The organism is Rhodococcus sp. Leaf233 (genome assembly GCF_001426165.1).
Lineage (GTDB): Bacteria > Actinomycetota > Actinomycetes > Mycobacteriales > Mycobacteriaceae > Rhodococcoides > Rhodococcoides fascians.
Genome location: NZ_LMRO01000001.1, coordinates 495,645 through 510,118 on the forward strand (window position 1 = coordinate 495,645; position 14,474 = coordinate 510,118).

15 protein-coding genes are annotated in these 14,474 nt (G+C 64.9%); 10 read left to right on the forward strand and 5 right to left on the reverse strand.

The window, feature by feature from the left end; genetic code table 11:
• Window position 1: 1 nt before the first annotated feature.
• Together ASH04_RS02415 and ASH04_RS02420 are read left to right on the forward strand one after the other, a co-directional pair.
• Entirely contained in the window at window positions 2-1,591 is a 1,590-nt protein-coding gene (locus tag ASH04_RS02415) for a signal peptidase I (protein WP_057472659.1), read from the forward strand.
• A 90-nt stretch (window positions 1,592-1,681) separates the two neighbouring features.
• Window positions 1,682-2,122 carry an LGFP repeat-containing protein gene (locus ASH04_RS02420; RefSeq protein WP_057472660.1) on the forward strand — a complete coding sequence of 147 codons (441 nt, stop codon included), beginning with the start codon at window positions 1,682-1,684 and terminating at the stop codon, window positions 2,120-2,122.
• Window positions 2,123-2,194: 72 nt separating this feature from the next.
• On the opposite strand, the gene ASH04_RS02425 is transcribed toward ASH04_RS02420, so the two are convergent.
• Window positions 2,195-2,719: a methylated-DNA--[protein]-cysteine S-methyltransferase gene (locus ASH04_RS02425; protein WP_057472661.1), complete on the reverse strand. Its 525-nt coding sequence runs from the start codon at window positions 2,717-2,719 to the stop codon at window positions 2,195-2,197.
• A gap of 90 nt (window positions 2,720-2,809) precedes the next feature.
• Between ASH04_RS02425 and yczR the strand changes: the two genes are divergently transcribed.
• Complete coding sequence (gene yczR / locus ASH04_RS02430) at window positions 2,810-4,291, forward strand: MocR-like transcription factor YczR (protein WP_057472662.1); 1,482 nt, start codon at window positions 2,810-2,812, stop codon at window positions 4,289-4,291.
• A gap of 68 nt (window positions 4,292-4,359) precedes the next feature.
• On the opposite strand, the gene ASH04_RS02435 is transcribed toward yczR, so the two are convergent.
• Window positions 4,360-5,436 (reverse strand): CaiB/BaiF CoA transferase family protein, encoded by a 1,077-nt coding sequence (locus ASH04_RS02435; protein WP_057472663.1) that lies wholly within the window; start codon window positions 5,434-5,436, stop codon window positions 4,360-4,362.
• Window positions 5,437-5,531: 95 nt separating this feature from the next.
• Between ASH04_RS02435 and purT the strand changes: the two genes are divergently transcribed.
• A complete protein-coding gene (gene purT / locus ASH04_RS02440) occupies window positions 5,532-6,728 on the forward strand; it encodes a formate-dependent phosphoribosylglycinamide formyltransferase (protein WP_057472664.1) in 1,197 nt (398 codons plus the stop codon).
• Here the strand turns inward: purT and ASH04_RS02445 are convergent.
• The gene (locus ASH04_RS02445) at window positions 6,725-7,420 is read right to left on the reverse strand and encodes a CPBP family intramembrane glutamic endopeptidase (RefSeq protein WP_156394451.1); all 696 of its coding nucleotides are present in this window, start codon (window positions 7,418-7,420) and stop codon (window positions 6,725-6,727) included. The genes purT and ASH04_RS02445 overlap by 4 nt on opposite strands.
• 42 nt (window positions 7,421-7,462) lie before the next feature.
• Between ASH04_RS02445 and ASH04_RS02450 the strand changes: the two genes are divergently transcribed.
• On the forward strand, window positions 7,463-7,945 hold the full coding sequence (locus tag ASH04_RS02450; protein ID WP_057472666.1) for a DUF456 domain-containing protein: 483 nt from the start codon (window positions 7,463-7,465) through the stop codon (window positions 7,943-7,945).
• Here the strand turns inward: ASH04_RS02450 and ASH04_RS02455 are convergent.
• Window positions 7,942-8,688 (reverse strand): amidohydrolase family protein, encoded by a 747-nt coding sequence (locus ASH04_RS02455; protein WP_057472913.1) that lies wholly within the window; start codon window positions 8,686-8,688, stop codon window positions 7,942-7,944. The genes ASH04_RS02450 and ASH04_RS02455 overlap by 4 nt on opposite strands.
• 55 nt (window positions 8,689-8,743) lie before the next feature.
• Here ASH04_RS02455 and ASH04_RS02460 point away from each other — a divergent pair, with 55 nt between their 5' ends.
• Window positions 8,744-9,613, forward strand: a complete 870-nt coding sequence (locus ASH04_RS02460) for an SMP-30/gluconolactonase/LRE family protein (RefSeq protein ID WP_027494282.1) — start codon at window positions 8,744-8,746, stop codon at window positions 9,611-9,613.
• 66 nt (window positions 9,614-9,679) lie between these two features.
• Here ASH04_RS02460 and ASH04_RS02465 read toward each other — a convergent pair whose 3' ends face one another.
• On the reverse strand, window positions 9,680-11,065 hold the full coding sequence (locus ASH04_RS02465; RefSeq protein ID WP_057472667.1) for an FAD-dependent oxidoreductase: 1,386 nt from the start codon (window positions 11,063-11,065) through the stop codon (window positions 9,680-9,682).
• 306 nt (window positions 11,066-11,371) lie between these two features.
• On the opposite strand from ASH04_RS02465, the gene ASH04_RS02470 reads away from it, so the two are divergent.
• Genes ASH04_RS02470 through ASH04_RS02485 form a run of 4 tightly spaced genes read left to right on the forward strand, consistent with a single transcriptional unit; the run spans window position 11,372 to window position 14,473 of the window.
• Window positions 11,372-12,232, forward strand: a complete 861-nt coding sequence (locus ASH04_RS02470; RefSeq protein ID WP_032386106.1) for a TauD/TfdA dioxygenase family protein — start codon at window positions 11,372-11,374, stop codon at window positions 12,230-12,232.
• 34 nt (window positions 12,233-12,266) lie between these two features.
• Window positions 12,267-12,794, forward strand: a complete 528-nt coding sequence (locus ASH04_RS02475) for an Rv0361 family membrane protein (RefSeq protein WP_032382213.1) — start codon at window positions 12,267-12,269, stop codon at window positions 12,792-12,794.
• 45 nt (window positions 12,795-12,839) lie between these two features.
• Window positions 12,840-13,253, forward strand: a complete 414-nt coding sequence (locus ASH04_RS02480) for a rhodanese-like domain-containing protein (RefSeq protein WP_032364957.1) — start codon at window positions 12,840-12,842, stop codon at window positions 13,251-13,253.
• Window positions 13,250-14,473: an O-succinylhomoserine sulfhydrylase gene (locus ASH04_RS02485; protein ID WP_057472914.1), complete on the forward strand. Its 1,224-nt coding sequence runs from the start codon at window positions 13,250-13,252 to the stop codon at window positions 14,471-14,473. The genes ASH04_RS02480 and ASH04_RS02485 overlap by 4 nt, the downstream gene beginning before the upstream one ends.
• The last annotated feature ends 1 nt before the right edge of the window (window position 14,474 follow it).

Consider the following 14,474-nt stretch of genomic DNA (forward strand, 5'->3'; position numbering starts at 1 on the left):
CATGGTCGCCGACGACAGTGTGGTTGCGCCGAACAGCAGAGCCCGCATTTTCCGTGAACTCGCTCTCAGTGCAGGGGCGTTCGTGGGTTTGGTGTGCGTTCTCTTCGCCTTGGCAGCAGTGTTCTTCGGGATCACCCCGCTCATCTTCAGATCCGGATCCATGTCGCCCGCGATCGACACAGGCGCGTTGGCTCTGAGCAAGAAGACACCCGCCGACGATATCCAGATCGGTGACATCGTCAACGTCACCAATGCAGGTGGCAGCAGCATCACACACCGCGTTGTCGACATCGGTGCGGTCGGAACCGGCAGCGTTCAGCTGTTTCTCAAGGGCGACGCCAATGCAGACCCTGACGTCGAGTCGTACATCGTGTCCGACGCTCGACGCGTCTTCTTCAGCGTCGACAAACTCGGCTATGCGGTCGCGTGGCTGAGCGGACCGATCGCGGTTTTCCTGGGTGGCATCGCCGTGGGTGCGTTGTTGATGTTGGCGTGGAGACCGCGCGGGGAGCGCTCCGCAGGCAACCGGCCGTCCGAGGCATCCGAAACACCGCCTGGACGGCACAGCAGGTCGCCCCTGCCGGTGATACTTGCCATCGCATGCGTAGGTGCTGTGGCGATCACGGCATCGAACACCCCGACGACCCTCGCTGCAGGCACAGATACAGCCACCGCGACGAGCGGCAGCTTCACCACCGGACTGATACCCGCACCAGGTCCCCTCGGCTGCACCAACAAAACGAGGTCGCTTCTCGGCATCGGGTTGCTGCCGTATGTCACGCTGTCGTGGACCACGGCCGGTGCCGGCTATACCTACCGCCTGACTCTCACCAAGTCGGGATCAGCGGACATCGTGATCCCGATCAGTACCACCGCCGCGACGGGGAACATCACCCGCGACGTGGAGAACGGTGCAATTCTCAATCTTGCGCCCCTCACCGGAACGTATACGGCTCGCGTACAGGCGGTGTCCGGGACACGCTCGTCAGCTCCCAGTGCAACGTTCACGATCGACTTCAGTGCGGTCATTGTGCTGTTGCCCTCCGCGGTGTGTGGAGTCGCGGGTTCGGCAGGCGTTGCAGCTCGAAGCGCGCCGGCAGCGGCGGCGACCACCACAGAATCGCTACCACCGGTTGCGTCGACAACGACTGTTCCCCCGACAACGACGACCACGGTTCCCCCGACAACGACGTCGACAGTTCCGCTGACCACGACGACAACCACAGTTCCCGCACCGCTTCCACTACCACCGACCACTACATCCACCACGACCACCTCGCCGTCTCCCGCGCCTCTGTCCACCCCAACGACGTCCCCATCGGGTGCCTCGACTGCCCGTGTCGTCGATCTCGACGGCTCTCCGACGCTGCAGATCGTCGACACCGCAGGCACTGTTCAGTACAGCGCTCCCGCTACTTCCAGCGAGGCGTACGGCTATGGCGTCAACTGGTCAGCCGGGGATCAGCTGTGGTTGCTCGGACCGAATCAGCTGATTCGGTTGGACGCGTCGGGTGGCAGTTGGTCCCGAACGGTGGTCGACCCAGAAGCGACGGATGAGGTCCCCGCCGAGATTCTGGCGCTTCTCCAATAGCTGAGACGCCACATATATCTCCGAATCGAAGTGCGCATTTGCGCAACGGGTGGATAATCGAGGCCAAGTAAAGCGACGGAGGGCCGGTCGATGACTGAAAATTACAATGGCTTGGAAGTTTTCAGCTACCAATTCGATCGGTTTGCTTACGAACACTCGTGGATCGGGGCGCAGACCGGCGAATTCATGCTCGGTCCGCAAGGGGGCGGCATGTTGGAGTTCACCCACGCGATGGTGTTCGCCCTCCCCGAGGGTGGTGCACACGAGGTGCATGGTCCGATACTGGATTGGTACCTCGGTCACGGGGGACCCTATGGCGCACTTGGCTATCCGATCAGCAACGAGCGCCCGACACCCACCGGTTCCGGGCGGTACAACCTGTTCCAGCGGGGAGCGATCGGCTGGCTGCCGGATACGGGCGCATTCACCATCGGCGGTAGAGAAGAGGATTCCGATGTCAGTCCGGGTCCCGACGCCGCGACGGTCTCCGTTGTCGACGCCTCGATGTCTTCGGTCGGCATATCTGGCTGACAAAGCCAACTTCAGTCCTGTTTTTCATCTATTTATTCGGTCGAGAAGTATCTTTATCGATTGCCGATGAATTCAGAACAGCGTCGGCTCGTCGAATCCGGCGACGCCTTCGATGCCGAGAATTCGTTGTTTCGTATTCGCCCCGCCGGGAGCGGAGAAGCCGCCTACCTCTCGGCCCGCGCCGAGCACGCGATGACACGGAACAATGATCGGTATCGGATTTCGGCCCAGTGCCCCGCCCACCGCCTGGGCCGCGCCCGGCACCCCGAGTCGACGCGCGATGTCTCCGTACGTCAGCGTTGCGCCCCGGGGAATCGCGCTGCACACGGTGTAGACCGAGGCGTCGAACGCCGACACCTCGAGCACCAACGGGATCGGGCTCATGTCCACGGCGCGCCCGGCGAGGAGCGCCACGATTCGATCGATCGCGTCCTCGGCGAGAGCGTCGACCGGACCTAGTTCAGCGGCGAAGCCGGCCAGGTAATCGAGCATCGCCTCGTCCGACGGCTCGGGTAGTGCCACGGCCATCACGCCGTCCGCGCTCCAGGCAAGACCGCATCGCCCGATGGCCGTGTCGAAGAGGGTGCTGCTCGGCATGGGTCGAGTATCCACCGGACGCCTACAGGCAGTCCAGTCGAACGCCCAATGGACTTGAAAGTTCGATGCCAGTGGGTGAATATGGGCTGTATGGCCTCCAGAGTGCTCAATGCAACGTCGCTGGCACGAGATCTCGGAAGCTGGCGCGGCGACGCGTCGGCCGATGGATCCGGCAGGCGCAAGGCCACCCGTCCCACGTACAGGGCTCTCGCAGACGGGGTTCGACTGCTCATTCACGACGGCCGTATCCCGTTGGGTGTCGGGTTGCCGAGTGAACGCGATCTGTCGGCTGCTCTCGACCTGAGTCGCACCACGATCACCTCGTCGTATTCGGTGCTGCGCGACGAGGGCTATCTCATCAGCAAACAAGGATCGCGCAGCACCGTGGCGTTGCCTGCCGCGCCGACACCGAACGGAATGTTGATTCAGTCGACGTCGCCGTCGGGTCCGGTGGTGGACATGAGTCATGCGGCCATGTCGGCGGCCGACGGAACGATGACGGCAGCGTACGAGTCTGCGCTACAAGCACTTCCGACGTATCTGCCCACTCACGGTATGGAGCCCATCGGACTCGCAGTGTTGAGGGAGGCCATCGCGCAGCGTTTCGTCGAGCGTGGATTGCCCACCACTGCCGACCAGATCATGGTCACTTCGGGTGCGCAGCAGGCGGTTCGGTTACTACTGGGTACGTTGACCGCGCCCGGTGATCGCGTCCTGATCGATCACCCGACGTATCCCAATGCACTCGAGGCCATCAGGCGTGTCGGTGCCCGGCCGGTGCCGGTGCCGGTCCGTCCCGTCGAAGGGGATTGGGATCTCGACGGAATCCGCAGTGCAGCAAGGCAAACCGCCGCCAAGGTGGCGTACTTGATTCCCGACTTCCACAACCCCACCGGGCAGGTGCTCGACGCGGAGGGGCGCGCCGAGCTCGCGCGCATCACCCGAGACACCCGAATGACGCTCATCGTCGACGAAACCATGGTAGACCTGTGGCTCGACGCGCCACCGCCGCCACCGGTCGCATCGTTCGGGCGGGTGTCGGGATCGGACATCGTGACGATCGGGTCGGCGTCGAAGTCGTTCTGGGGCGGTCTGCGCATCGGATGGATCAGAGCGCATCCATCGCTCGTGTCGCAGCTCGCCGGCTCGCGAGCAGCACACGACCTCGGTACCTCGATCGTCGATCAACTGGCGTCGTCGTTCCTGCTGCAGGATGCCGAACCTGCTCTGGAGGTCCGTCGATCCCAGCTGCGCGAGCGTCGAGATGTGCTCGAAGATGCTCTGGCCGAACATGTTCCGGAGTGGAAGTACCGACGCTCGGAGGGCGGGATGTCGCTGTGGCTTCAGCTCCCCGCTCCGGTGTCGAGTGCGCTCGCCGCTACTGCGCCTGCGTTCGGGGCTGTGTTGGCCGCGGGCCCACGGTTCGGGGTCGAGGGTGCGTTCGAGCGCTACCTCCGGCTGCCGTACACCCGTGAGCCGCAGGAGCTTCGGGCTGCGGTTGCAGCCACCGCCGCGGCGTACCGAGCCTTGGCACCGAGCGTCGAATCCGAACAGCCGGCCCTGGTGTTCTGACCGCGAGCTCGAAGTTATGGACGAGAATCAGCCGAAAAGCATCCACAACTTCGAGTTCGGCGCAAGAATTACGCCCAGACGGATGCGATGTCGGTCGCCGTGGCGGGCGGTGGCGTCGGGACTCCGTTTTCGGTGCGGGAGAACCGCGGTGCCGGACGGTGCTGCGTCACGCCACCGATTTCGATGAGCGAGTCTCGGTCCTTCATGTGCGGGTGGCTCGGGGCCTCGGCGAAGGTGAGGACGGGGGAGGCGCAGGCGTCGGTGCCGTCGAAGATCGCGGCCCATTCGTCGCGGGTCTTGGTCAGGAATGTCGCGGTGAACTTCTCGCGCAATTCGGGCCAGCGCGACTTGTCCATCTGTGACGGCAGGTCTGCATCTGCGAGGCCGAGACCGGTCACGAGCTGAGCGTAGAACTGTGGTTCGAGGGACCCGACCGCCATGTACTTGCCGTCGGACGTCTCGTAGGTGTCGTAGAACGGCGCGCCCGTGTCGAGCAGGTTGACGCCGCGGTCGTCGCTCCATGCTCCGACGCCTCGCCAGGCCCAGATCATGTGCGACAGTGCTGCGGTGCCGTCGACCATGGCCGCGTCGACGACCTGGCCCTGTCCCGAATTCTGTCGCTCGTACAGTGCCGCCATGATGCCGAAGACGAGGAACATCGATCCGCCGCCGAAATCACCGACCATGTTCATCGGTGGCACCGGCCGCTCGCCGTCGCGGCCGATGGCGTTGAGGACGCCCGTGACGGAGATGTAGTTGATGTCGTGGCCGGCGGTCTGTGCCCAGGGGCCTTCCTGCCCCCAGCCCGTCATGCGGCCGTAGACCAGGCGGGGGTTCCGGGCGAGGGCGTCGTCGGGGCCGAGTCCGAGTCGTTCGGTGACGCCGGGGCGGAAGCCCTCGATCAGTACGTCGGCGCGTTCGATCAGGCCGAGCACCTTCTCGATGTCGGCGGGATCCTTGAGGTTCGCTTCGACAATGGTGCGGCTGCGCAGCTGGTGGTCGTGTGGAGAGACCTGTCCGGCGCGCTGGACGCGGACGACGTCTGCGCCGAGGTCGGCCAGCAGCAGCGCTGCGTGCGGGCCGGGCCCGATCCCTGCGAGCTCGACGACGCGGAGCCCTGCGAGCGGTCCACCAGTGTTAGCCACGTTTGTTGCCTCGTTCCGACTCGTCAGCTGCGATTGTGAATGGAGACTAACGTGTACTAGGGCGTCCAAGTGATGTGGGTGTGGATAATAAGGCTGTGACTGCCCCAGATCCCGTCCGCATCGGTACTCCACTGACTCCCGGTGCCACCCGGGTCATGCTCCTCGGAGCAGGTGAGCTGGGCAAAGAGGTCATCATCGCGTTCCAGCGTCTCGGCGTCGAGGTGATCGCCGTCGACCGTTACGACAACGCCCCGGGCCATCAGGTGGCGCATCACGCGTACACGATCGACATGAGCAACCCCGAAGAGCTGCTGGCCCTGATCGACGCTCAGCAGCCGGACTTCGTCGTCCCGGAGATCGAGGCCATTGCCACCGATGCGCTCGCCGAGGTGGAGGCCAAAGGACGCTCGGTGGTCATTCCGACCGCGCGCGCAACACAATTGACGATGAATCGCGAAGGAATCAGGCGGCTCGCGGCCGAGGAACTCGGTCTGCCCACCTCGCCGTACGCGTTTGCCGATTCGTTGGACGAGGTCCGACAAGCGTTGTCCCACATCGGCTTCCCCGCCGTCATCAAGCCGGTGATGTCCTCGTCCGGTAAGGGGCAGTCGGTAGTACGAACCGAAGCCGACGTCGAGACGGCCTGGGACTACGCGTTGAAGGGCGGTCGAGTCGACCTGGGTCGCGTCATCGTCGAGGGATTCGTCGATTTCGATTACGAGATAACACTTCTGACCGTTCGCGCGACCGACGGAACGTCGTTCTGTGAGCCGATCGGCCATCTGCAGGAGTCGGGCGACTACATCGAATCCTGGCAGCCGCAACCGATGTCCGACGCCGCTCTCGCGTCGGCGCGTGAGGTGGCCGAGAGAATCACGACGGCACTCGGCGGTCGGGGTCTGTTCGGCGTGGAGCTGTTCGTGCAGGGCGACAACGTGTACTTCTCCGAGGTCAGCCCCCGGCCACACGACACCGGCCTGGTAACGCTTCGTACGCAACGGTTCTCGGAGTTCGAGCTGCACGCCCGCGCCGTTCTGGGGCTGCCGATCGACACGACGCTGCTCTCGCCGGGAGCGTCGGCGGTCATCTATGGCGGCGTCGATGCGGACGGCATCGCATTCGAAGGCGTCGCCGATGCCCTCGCGGTTCCCGAAACCGACCTTCGGCTGTTCGGCAAGCCCGCCAGCTTCGTCCGGCGGCGAATGGGTGTTGCGGTGTCCACCGCGTCGGATATCGAGACCGCGCGAAGCCGGGCCCGCGAGGCAGCAGGCAAGGTTCGACCGACCGTCTAGATTGTGGCCACCACCGCGGCGGTAGCAAGGGCGTTGTTCATCGTGTGCAGTGCGATGCCCGGAATCAACGATCGGTGCAGCCGAACCAGCAGGGCCGCAGCAGAGCCGATGCAGACCATGATCAGCGCGATGGCGGGCAGCACGTGGACGGCCCCGAAGCACACCGCGGATCCGAGAACCGCGATCTGCCATCGTGTTCGGGTGTCGAACCACCCGAAGATCACCCGACGGAAGAGGACTTCCTCGAGTACCGGTGCGATCAGCACAGTGCAGACGATGGTGAGGGTTCCGGCGACCACACCCACGTCGAGTGCATCGAGAGTCGACGCGCTTCCGCCGGCATCCGAGGCGGGAGCTATGTCGACGGCGCCGGCGAGTGCGATGCCGACGCCCATGGCGGCGATCCACGCGACGGGTACTTCCCACAGCAGGTGCCACAGCGATCGTGGACCCGACGTGAGCTGCAGATCCTTCCACGTCCAGCCGCGGCGACTCAGCGACTGCCACAAGGCAACTGCGAACACCGCCGTCGCCAGCGGAATGGCGTAGCCGAGTACCCAATTCAGGTCGGACACACCGACGAGAAGCACGACCGCGGCCACCACAGCGATGGCACCGATGAGCAGGCTGCCGATGGACAGCAGGGCGTCGCCGCCGGAAACAGGACGTTCGAAAGTCGCGGTTCGGGGCACAGGCGTCAACTTACCGGCGATCGGCGTGCACACTTGACCACCATGAGCGCTCTCGGAGAAATACTGGTCGGCCTGGTGATTCTGGTCGGACTCGTCGGCATCGTCGTGCCCGTCCTGCCGGGCACCATCTTGATCTTCGCGGCTGTTGCGGTGTGGGCGTGGGTTACCGGCGGCACCGCCGCGTGGACGGTGTTCGGCATCGCGACGGTGCTGCTGGTTCTGAGCGGCGTCGTGAAGTACACCTGGCCGGGCCGTCGGATGCGCGAGGCCGGCGTGCCGATGCGGTCGCTGATCGTCGGCGGCCTGCTCGGCATCGTCGGCTTCTTCGTCATTCCCGTGGTGGGCCTGTTCATCGGTTTCAGCGCCGGCGTCTACGTGGCCGAACTTCCCAGGCACCGCAACCATTCCGAGGCCTGGCGATCGACCGTGCATGCGACCAAGGCGGCCGGGCTGTCGATCCTGGTGGAGCTTTTCGGCGCGTTGCTCGCCTCGGCCGTGTGGCTCGGGGGAGCAGTACTGATCTAGGGGACCCGATACCAGGCCCGGGCGTTACCGTCGAGCACAGCGGGGAGGTCGCCGCCGACGGCCCCGGAGATGATGTCGATGTCGGTCTCGGAGAACGGCCGTGGGGCTCGCGTACCGGGCAGATCGGTGCCGAACAGCAGTGCCTCCGGGTTCACACGGTGGATCTGCTGAAGGGTGTCGACGATGTCGAGGTCCACGCGGCCGAATCCCGTTGCCTTGACGCGTACTCCGCGGTCGACGAGGTTCAACAGATAGGGAAGTCCCTGCGTCGACAGTCCCAGATGGTCGATGCTCACCGCCGGTAGTTTCGCGAGGATCGGCTCGAGCGAGAGCAGCAACGACGCGTCGACGTACAGCTCGGCGTGCCAGCCCACCAGTTCGTGCACTCGTCGGGCCTGCGTGGTGAGCATCTCGACGTCGGTCTCACCGCGTTTGAGGTTGAATCGCATCGCCCGCACGCCAGCCTCGTCGAGGGCGACGATTTCTTCGTCGGTGCACCCCGGATCGAGCTGGGCCACCCCCACCCAACCGCGTCCGAGCGTCTCCAGTGCGGCCAGCAGATAGCTCTGATCGGTGCCCTGGAACGATGCGGTGACCACGGCACCGCCGGTGATCCCGAGCCCGTCGACGTCGTAGAGATAGTTCGAGACGGTGTACGGATCCGGCGTGTATCCCTGGTTCTCGATCAGCGGAAATCTGGGGTCGATGATGTGTAGGTGGGCGTCGAACACGGGTCCCAGCATGCCAGCTCGCCGATTCGCCGTCGCGGCGACCTGGCTCGGTGTTTGAATGCGAAATATGAAACCGGAGACCACCGTCGTTCTCGACGGATACACGTATTTCGAATGTCCACGCTGGCACGACGGGAGGATCTGGGTATCGGACTTCTACAGCCATCGCGTCGTATCCGCCCTCGAGGACGGTTCCGATGTGCGAGTCGAAGCCGAGGTGCCCAATCAGCCGTCGGGCCTCGGTTGGCTGCCCGACGGGCGGCTGTTGATCGTCTCGATGCGCGATTACAAACTGCTACTGCGCGAGCACGACGGTTCGCTGACCGTCCATGCCGATCTGTCGACGTACGTGAAGGCGAACCTCAACGACATGCTCGTCGACGCGCAGGGACGCGCGTACATCGGCAATTTCGGGTTCGATCTGATGAACTTCGCGCCCGTCGAGACGGCCGATCTGATTCGCGTCGATCCCGACGGGTCCGCGCACGTCGTGGCCTCGGATCTGTACTTCCCCAACGGAATGGCGTTCACCGATTCCGGTGAACTGCTCGTCGACGAGACGGTCGGGAACCGGGTCAGTGCCTTCGACATCGCCGAGGACGGATCACTGGGGGAGCGGCGTGATTGGGCGACGTTCGGTGAACTGCCGTCGTCGACGGACATGGCAACGGCCATGAGTGAGGTGAAGGTGGCCGCCGACGGCTGCTGCATCGACACCGACGGCACGATGTGGATCGCCGACGCACTCGGTCAGCGCGTGTTGCACGTCGCGCCGGGCGGAGAGGTTCTCGAGCAGCTCGACTTCGATCTCGGAGTGTTCGCGTGCGGACTCGGCGGATCCGACGGCCGCACGCTGTTCGTCTGCGCCGCACCCGATTTCAACGAGCATCAACGCAAGATCGAAACCGAGGGAAAGCTGCTGGCGGTTCGGGTGTAGGTGCCGAAGGCAGTGGTGTGGTTATGTGCCGCAGAGGGCACTCAACCACACCACTGCCGCAGGCACTCAGGCCTTGTCGGGCTCGGAGGCCTTCAGCATGTCCTCACGCTCGACGACCTTGACGCGCTCGCGACCCTCGGGCTCGCCGAGTGAACGCTCGTGGGCGTCGAGGCGGTACCAGCCGTCCCAGGTGGTGAACGGAACCTGCTTGCCTTCGAGGAACGAGGTGACGGCATCCAGATCGGGCTCGGCCGCACCGGCGAAGCTCGGCGCATCCTCGAGCAGGTTCGCGACGGTCTCGTTGGCGTCGCCCTTGGTGTGGCCGATGAGGCCGACGGGTCCGCGCTTGATCCAGCCGGTGACGTACGTGGCGGGTACGGGCGTGGTGGAGTGCGGCGATTCGACGACGCGTCCGGCCTCGTTGGGGATGGTGCCTGCCTGCTCGTCGAACGGGAGCTGGCTGATGTTCTGGCTGAGGTAGCCGACGGCGCGGTAGACGGCTTGGACGTCCCAGTCGTTGTACTTGCCGGTGCCGCGGACGTTGCCGGTGCCGTCGAGCTCGGTGCGTTCGGTACGTAGACCGACGACTTTGCCGTCCTCGCCGAGTACCTCGTGCGGGGACTCGAAGAAGTGCAGGAACAGCTTGTGCGGGCGAGCGCCGACGTCGCGGATGGCCCAGTCCTGCAGGGTGTTGGCGACCATGTCGATCTGCTTTGAGCTGCGGCGAGCCTGCTCGGAGCCTTCGTCGTAGTCGATGTCCTCGGGTGCGACGATGACCTCGATGTTGGGCGAATGGTCGAGCTCGCGAAGCTCCAGCGGGGTGAACTTGGCCTGAGCCGGTCCGCGGCGGCCGAAGACGTGCACCTCGAGAGCCTTGTTGGCCTTGAGGCCTTCGTAGACGTTGGCCGGGATTTCGGTGGGGAGCAGTTCGTCGCCGGTCTTGGCCAGCACGCGTGCGACGTCGAGGGCGACGTTGCCGACACCGAGGACGGCAACCTTCTCGGCGTCGAGGGGCCAGGTGCGCGGCACGTCGGGGTGGCCGTCGTACCAGGAGACGAAGTCGGCGGCGCCGTAGCTGCCGTCGAGGTCGATGCCGGGGATGTTCAGTGCGCGGTCCGCGTTGGCGCCGGTGGAGAAGATGACGGCGTCGTAGAAGCGACGCAGGTCGTCGAGGTTGATGTCGGTGCCGTAGTCGATGTTACCGAGCAGGCGAACCTGAGGCTTGTCGAGCACCTTGTGCAGGGCGGTGATGATGCCCTTGATGCGTGGGTGGTCAGGGGCAACGCCGTAGCGAATGAGCCCGAACGGGGCCGGCATCCGCTCGAAGAGGTCGATGCTCACGCCCGGTCCGCTGACATTGTGGTCGGACTTCATGAGCGCGTCGGCGGCGTAGATGCCTGCCGGTCCGGCACCGACGATGGCGACGCGGAGTGGACGAGTCTGATCAGTCATGTGCAGCGAGCTACCTTCTTCGAGGGAAGTGCGGACACCCCAGCATAAATTAAGGACAACCTGAGCTGGGGCAGTGGGCAACTTGCCGTATTCCCCGGGTTCCGGTAGGAATTGACCCGTGCAGACGACATACCTGGTCCGACGGTTCACCGTCGACTTCTGTCGCACCTGCACCAACATGTGTTGTCGGTGACCTGACCCGACGCCCAACCCCTCTCCCGGGCAAGATCCGCCGGGACGGGATCCCTCTTTCGACGGCAGCGCTGCCTGAGTCAGCCCTTTCGCCGTGCACAGATTCGAGGACACATGACCACCCTGGAACAGACCGCCACCCTCACGCTCGACAAGCTCGGCCCGAGCTTCGGTGCCGAAGTCATCGGCCTCGATGTCGCGTCGGCCTCCGATGCGCAGATCCACGCCGTCCGCCGAGCTCTCGTCGAGCACAAGGTTCTCGTGCTGCGAGGTCAGTCGATCGACGACGCAGGCCACATCGAGTTCGGGCGCCGACTCGGTGACCTCACTGCCGGGCACCCCGTGCACGACAGTGGTCACGTCGCCCCCGAGGTCTACGCCCTCGACAGCCAGGACAACGGATTCGCCGACGTCTGGCACACCGACGTGACATTCATGGAGCGCCCGCCGATGGGGTCGATCCTGCGGCCCGTCGTACTACCGCCGCACGGCGGCGACACCAACTGGGCCGACAGTCAACTCGCCTACGAGTCCCTGTCCGCGCCGGTTCGCCGAATGATCGACGGGCTCACCGCAATTCACGACGGCAACCGCGAGTTCGGCTACTACCTCGCGCAGAAGCGCGGCGGTAAGGGCAACGTGTGGGACGGCAAGGAAGTGACCGCGCTGGTCCCCGTCGAACATCCCGTCGTGCGGGTGCATCCGGAAACCGGCCGCAAGGGGTTGTTCGTCAATCCGGGTTTCACCTCCCACATCGTGGGCGTCTCGGAGGCGGAGAGCCGCGGAATCCTGGATCTGCTGTACGCGCACCTCACCAAGCCCGAGCACATCGTGCGCCACCGTTGGCGTCTGGGAGATCTGGTGCTGTGGGACAACCGCAGCACCTCGCACTACGCCAACCGCGATTACGGCACCGAGCACCGCAAGATGCACCGCATCACGTTGCGCGGCGACATTCCCGTCGGACCCCGGTAGTTCCGGGCACGTCGGATCGAGGAAGATTGCCTACATGGCGTCGTGGAGTGAACGTAGGCAGCAGTGGGTCGACAGTCGTGAGGAAGCGCGCAACAACGCATCTCAGGCGGCTGCCGACTCCGGTGAGCAGCGTCCGCCCACCGCGTGGCCGTTCATCATTGCCGCGGGCATCGTCGTCGTGCTGCTCGTCGGCATCTTCGCGGCGTCCAAGTTCGCCCCCGCGGAGGACAACGTGACGCAGGCGCAGTTGCTCACTGACGCCGTCGACGGTTTCCTCGAAGCACAGAACACCGGCGACGCGGATCTGCTGCGTGCGAACACGTGCGCCGATCAGGTCGAGCGCCTGATTCCCGGCGACGACGCCCAGTACCGCACCGACCGCGCAGGCGACGTGGAACGCAACGGCGAGACGTCGATCGACGGAGTGCCCACGGGGTACGAGGTCAACGGCGACCGCGGCGTCGTCACGGTACCGCTGAAGGAAGAGAAATCCGGAGCGCAGACCGACGACAAATGGAAGTTCGTGCGGGTGAACGACACCTGGTTGGTGTGCAATGTCTGATCTCGGTATGTGTGTCGTAACAGCAAGTGACGGAAGGCTGATCCAGTGACCTACGCAGGTGACATAACCCCGCAGGCGGCGTGGGAGTTGTTGCAGAGCAACCCCGATGCCGTTCTCGTCGACGTCCGCACGCACGCCGAGTGGCAGTACGTCGGCGTACCCGACACCTCCGGCATCGATCGCCCGACCCACCTGATCGAGTGGGTGAGCTACCCCGACGGCGCTCGCAACACCGACTTCGTCGACGAGCTGAAAGCGGCAGGCGTGGACGGCGATCGGCCGGTGGTGTTCCTGTGCCGCTCCGGTCAGCGATCCATCGGTGCGGCGGAGGCCGCCACGGCTGCGGGAATCGGCCCGTCCTACAACGTGCTCGACGGTTTCGAAGGCGCCACCGATGCCGACGGCCACCGCGGTGCCGTGGGGTGGCGTGCGGTCGGGTTGCCCTGGAGGCAGTCGTGACGAACATTCCCAGAGGCGGGGGTTTTCAGAAGCCGCTACCCGACGGTGTGGGTCAGGGAACGCTGGGAGTTCGCGGCGGTCTGATGCGATCGGGCTTCGACGAGAACGCCGAAGCGCTGTATCTCACTTCGGGTTTCGTCTACGAGAGTGCCGGTGCCGCCGAGCGGGCGTTCACCGGTGACATCGATCATTTCGTGTACTCGCGCTACGGCAACCCGACGGTCAAGATGTTCGAGGAGCGGTTGCGGCTGATCGAGGGTGCCGAGGCGTGTTTCGGCACGTCGAGTGGAATGTCGGCAGTGTTCACCGCGCTCGGCGCACTGTTGAAGGCCGGTGATCGATTGGTCGCTGCGCGTAGCCTTTTCGGTTCCTGCTTCGTGGTGTGCAACGAGATTCTGCCGCGCTGGGGCGTCGAGACCGTCTTCGTCGACGGCGAGGACCTCGAGCAGTGGGAGCAGGCGCTGTCGGTGCCGACGACCGCGGTGTTCTTCGAGACCCCGTCCAATCCGATGCAGTCGCTCGTCGATGTCAGGCGGGTGTCCGAGATTGCGCACGCCGCCGGCGCAACGGTGGTGTTGGACAACGTGTTCGCGACGCCTCTGCTGCAGCGCAGTCTCGAACTCGGTGCCGACGTGGTGGTGTATTCCGGCACCAAGCACATCGACGGTCAGGGCCGGGTACTCGGCGGTGCGATCCTGGGATCGAAGGAGTACATCGACGGTCCGGTGCAGACGCTGATGCGGCACACCGGGCCTGCCCTGAGCCCGTTCAACGCGTGGACGTTGCTCAAGGGACTCGAGACCATGCCGGTGCGCGTGCGGCATTCGGTGAACTCCGCGCTGCAGATCGCCGAATTCCTCGAAGGGCATTCGGCGGTGCGGTGGGTCAAATACCCGTTCCTGCCGTCACATCCGCAGTACGAGCTGGCGACGTCGCAGATGTCGGGCGGCGGCACGGTCGTCACGTTCGAGCTCGATGCCCCCGAGGGCGCAGGCAAGCAGCGTGCTTTCGAGTTGCTCGACGGCCTGAAGATCGTGGACATCTCGAACAACCTCGGCGATTCCAAGACGCTCATCACCCACCCGGCCACCACCACGCACCGCGCGATGGGGCCGGAAGGTCGTGCCGCAGTGGGCATCACCGATGGCGTCGTGCGGATCTCCATCGGTCTCGAAGACACCGAGGACCTGATCGGGGATCTGGACCAGGCGTTGAAGTAGC

Coding starts and splice junctions, on each gene's coding strand:
- ASH04_RS02415 (WP_057472659.1), top strand. CDS start 2: ATGGTCGCCGACGACAGTGTGGTTGCGCCGAACAGCAGAGCCCGCATT.
- ASH04_RS02420 (WP_057472660.1), top strand. CDS start 1,682: ATGACTGAAAATTACAATGGCTTGGAAGTTTTCAGCTACCAATTCGAT.
- ASH04_RS02425 (WP_057472661.1), bottom strand. CDS start 2,719: ATGCCGAGCAGCACCCTCTTCGACACGGCCATCGGGCGATGCGGTCTT.
- yczR (WP_057472662.1), top strand. CDS start 2,810: ATGGCCTCCAGAGTGCTCAATGCAACGTCGCTGGCACGAGATCTCGGA.
- ASH04_RS02450 (WP_057472666.1), top strand. CDS start 7,463: ATGAGCGCTCTCGGAGAAATACTGGTCGGCCTGGTGATTCTGGTCGGA.
- ASH04_RS02455 (WP_057472913.1), bottom strand. CDS start 8,688: ATGCTGGGACCCGTGTTCGACGCCCACCTACACATCATCGACCCCAGA.
- ASH04_RS02460 (WP_027494282.1), top strand. CDS start 8,744: ATGAAACCGGAGACCACCGTCGTTCTCGACGGATACACGTATTTCGAA.
- ASH04_RS02465 (WP_057472667.1), bottom strand. CDS start 11,065: ATGACTGATCAGACTCGTCCACTCCGCGTCGCCATCGTCGGTGCCGGA.
- ASH04_RS02470 (WP_032386106.1), top strand. CDS start 11,372: ATGACCACCCTGGAACAGACCGCCACCCTCACGCTCGACAAGCTCGGC.
- ASH04_RS02475 (WP_032382213.1), top strand. CDS start 12,267: ATGGCGTCGTGGAGTGAACGTAGGCAGCAGTGGGTCGACAGTCGTGAG.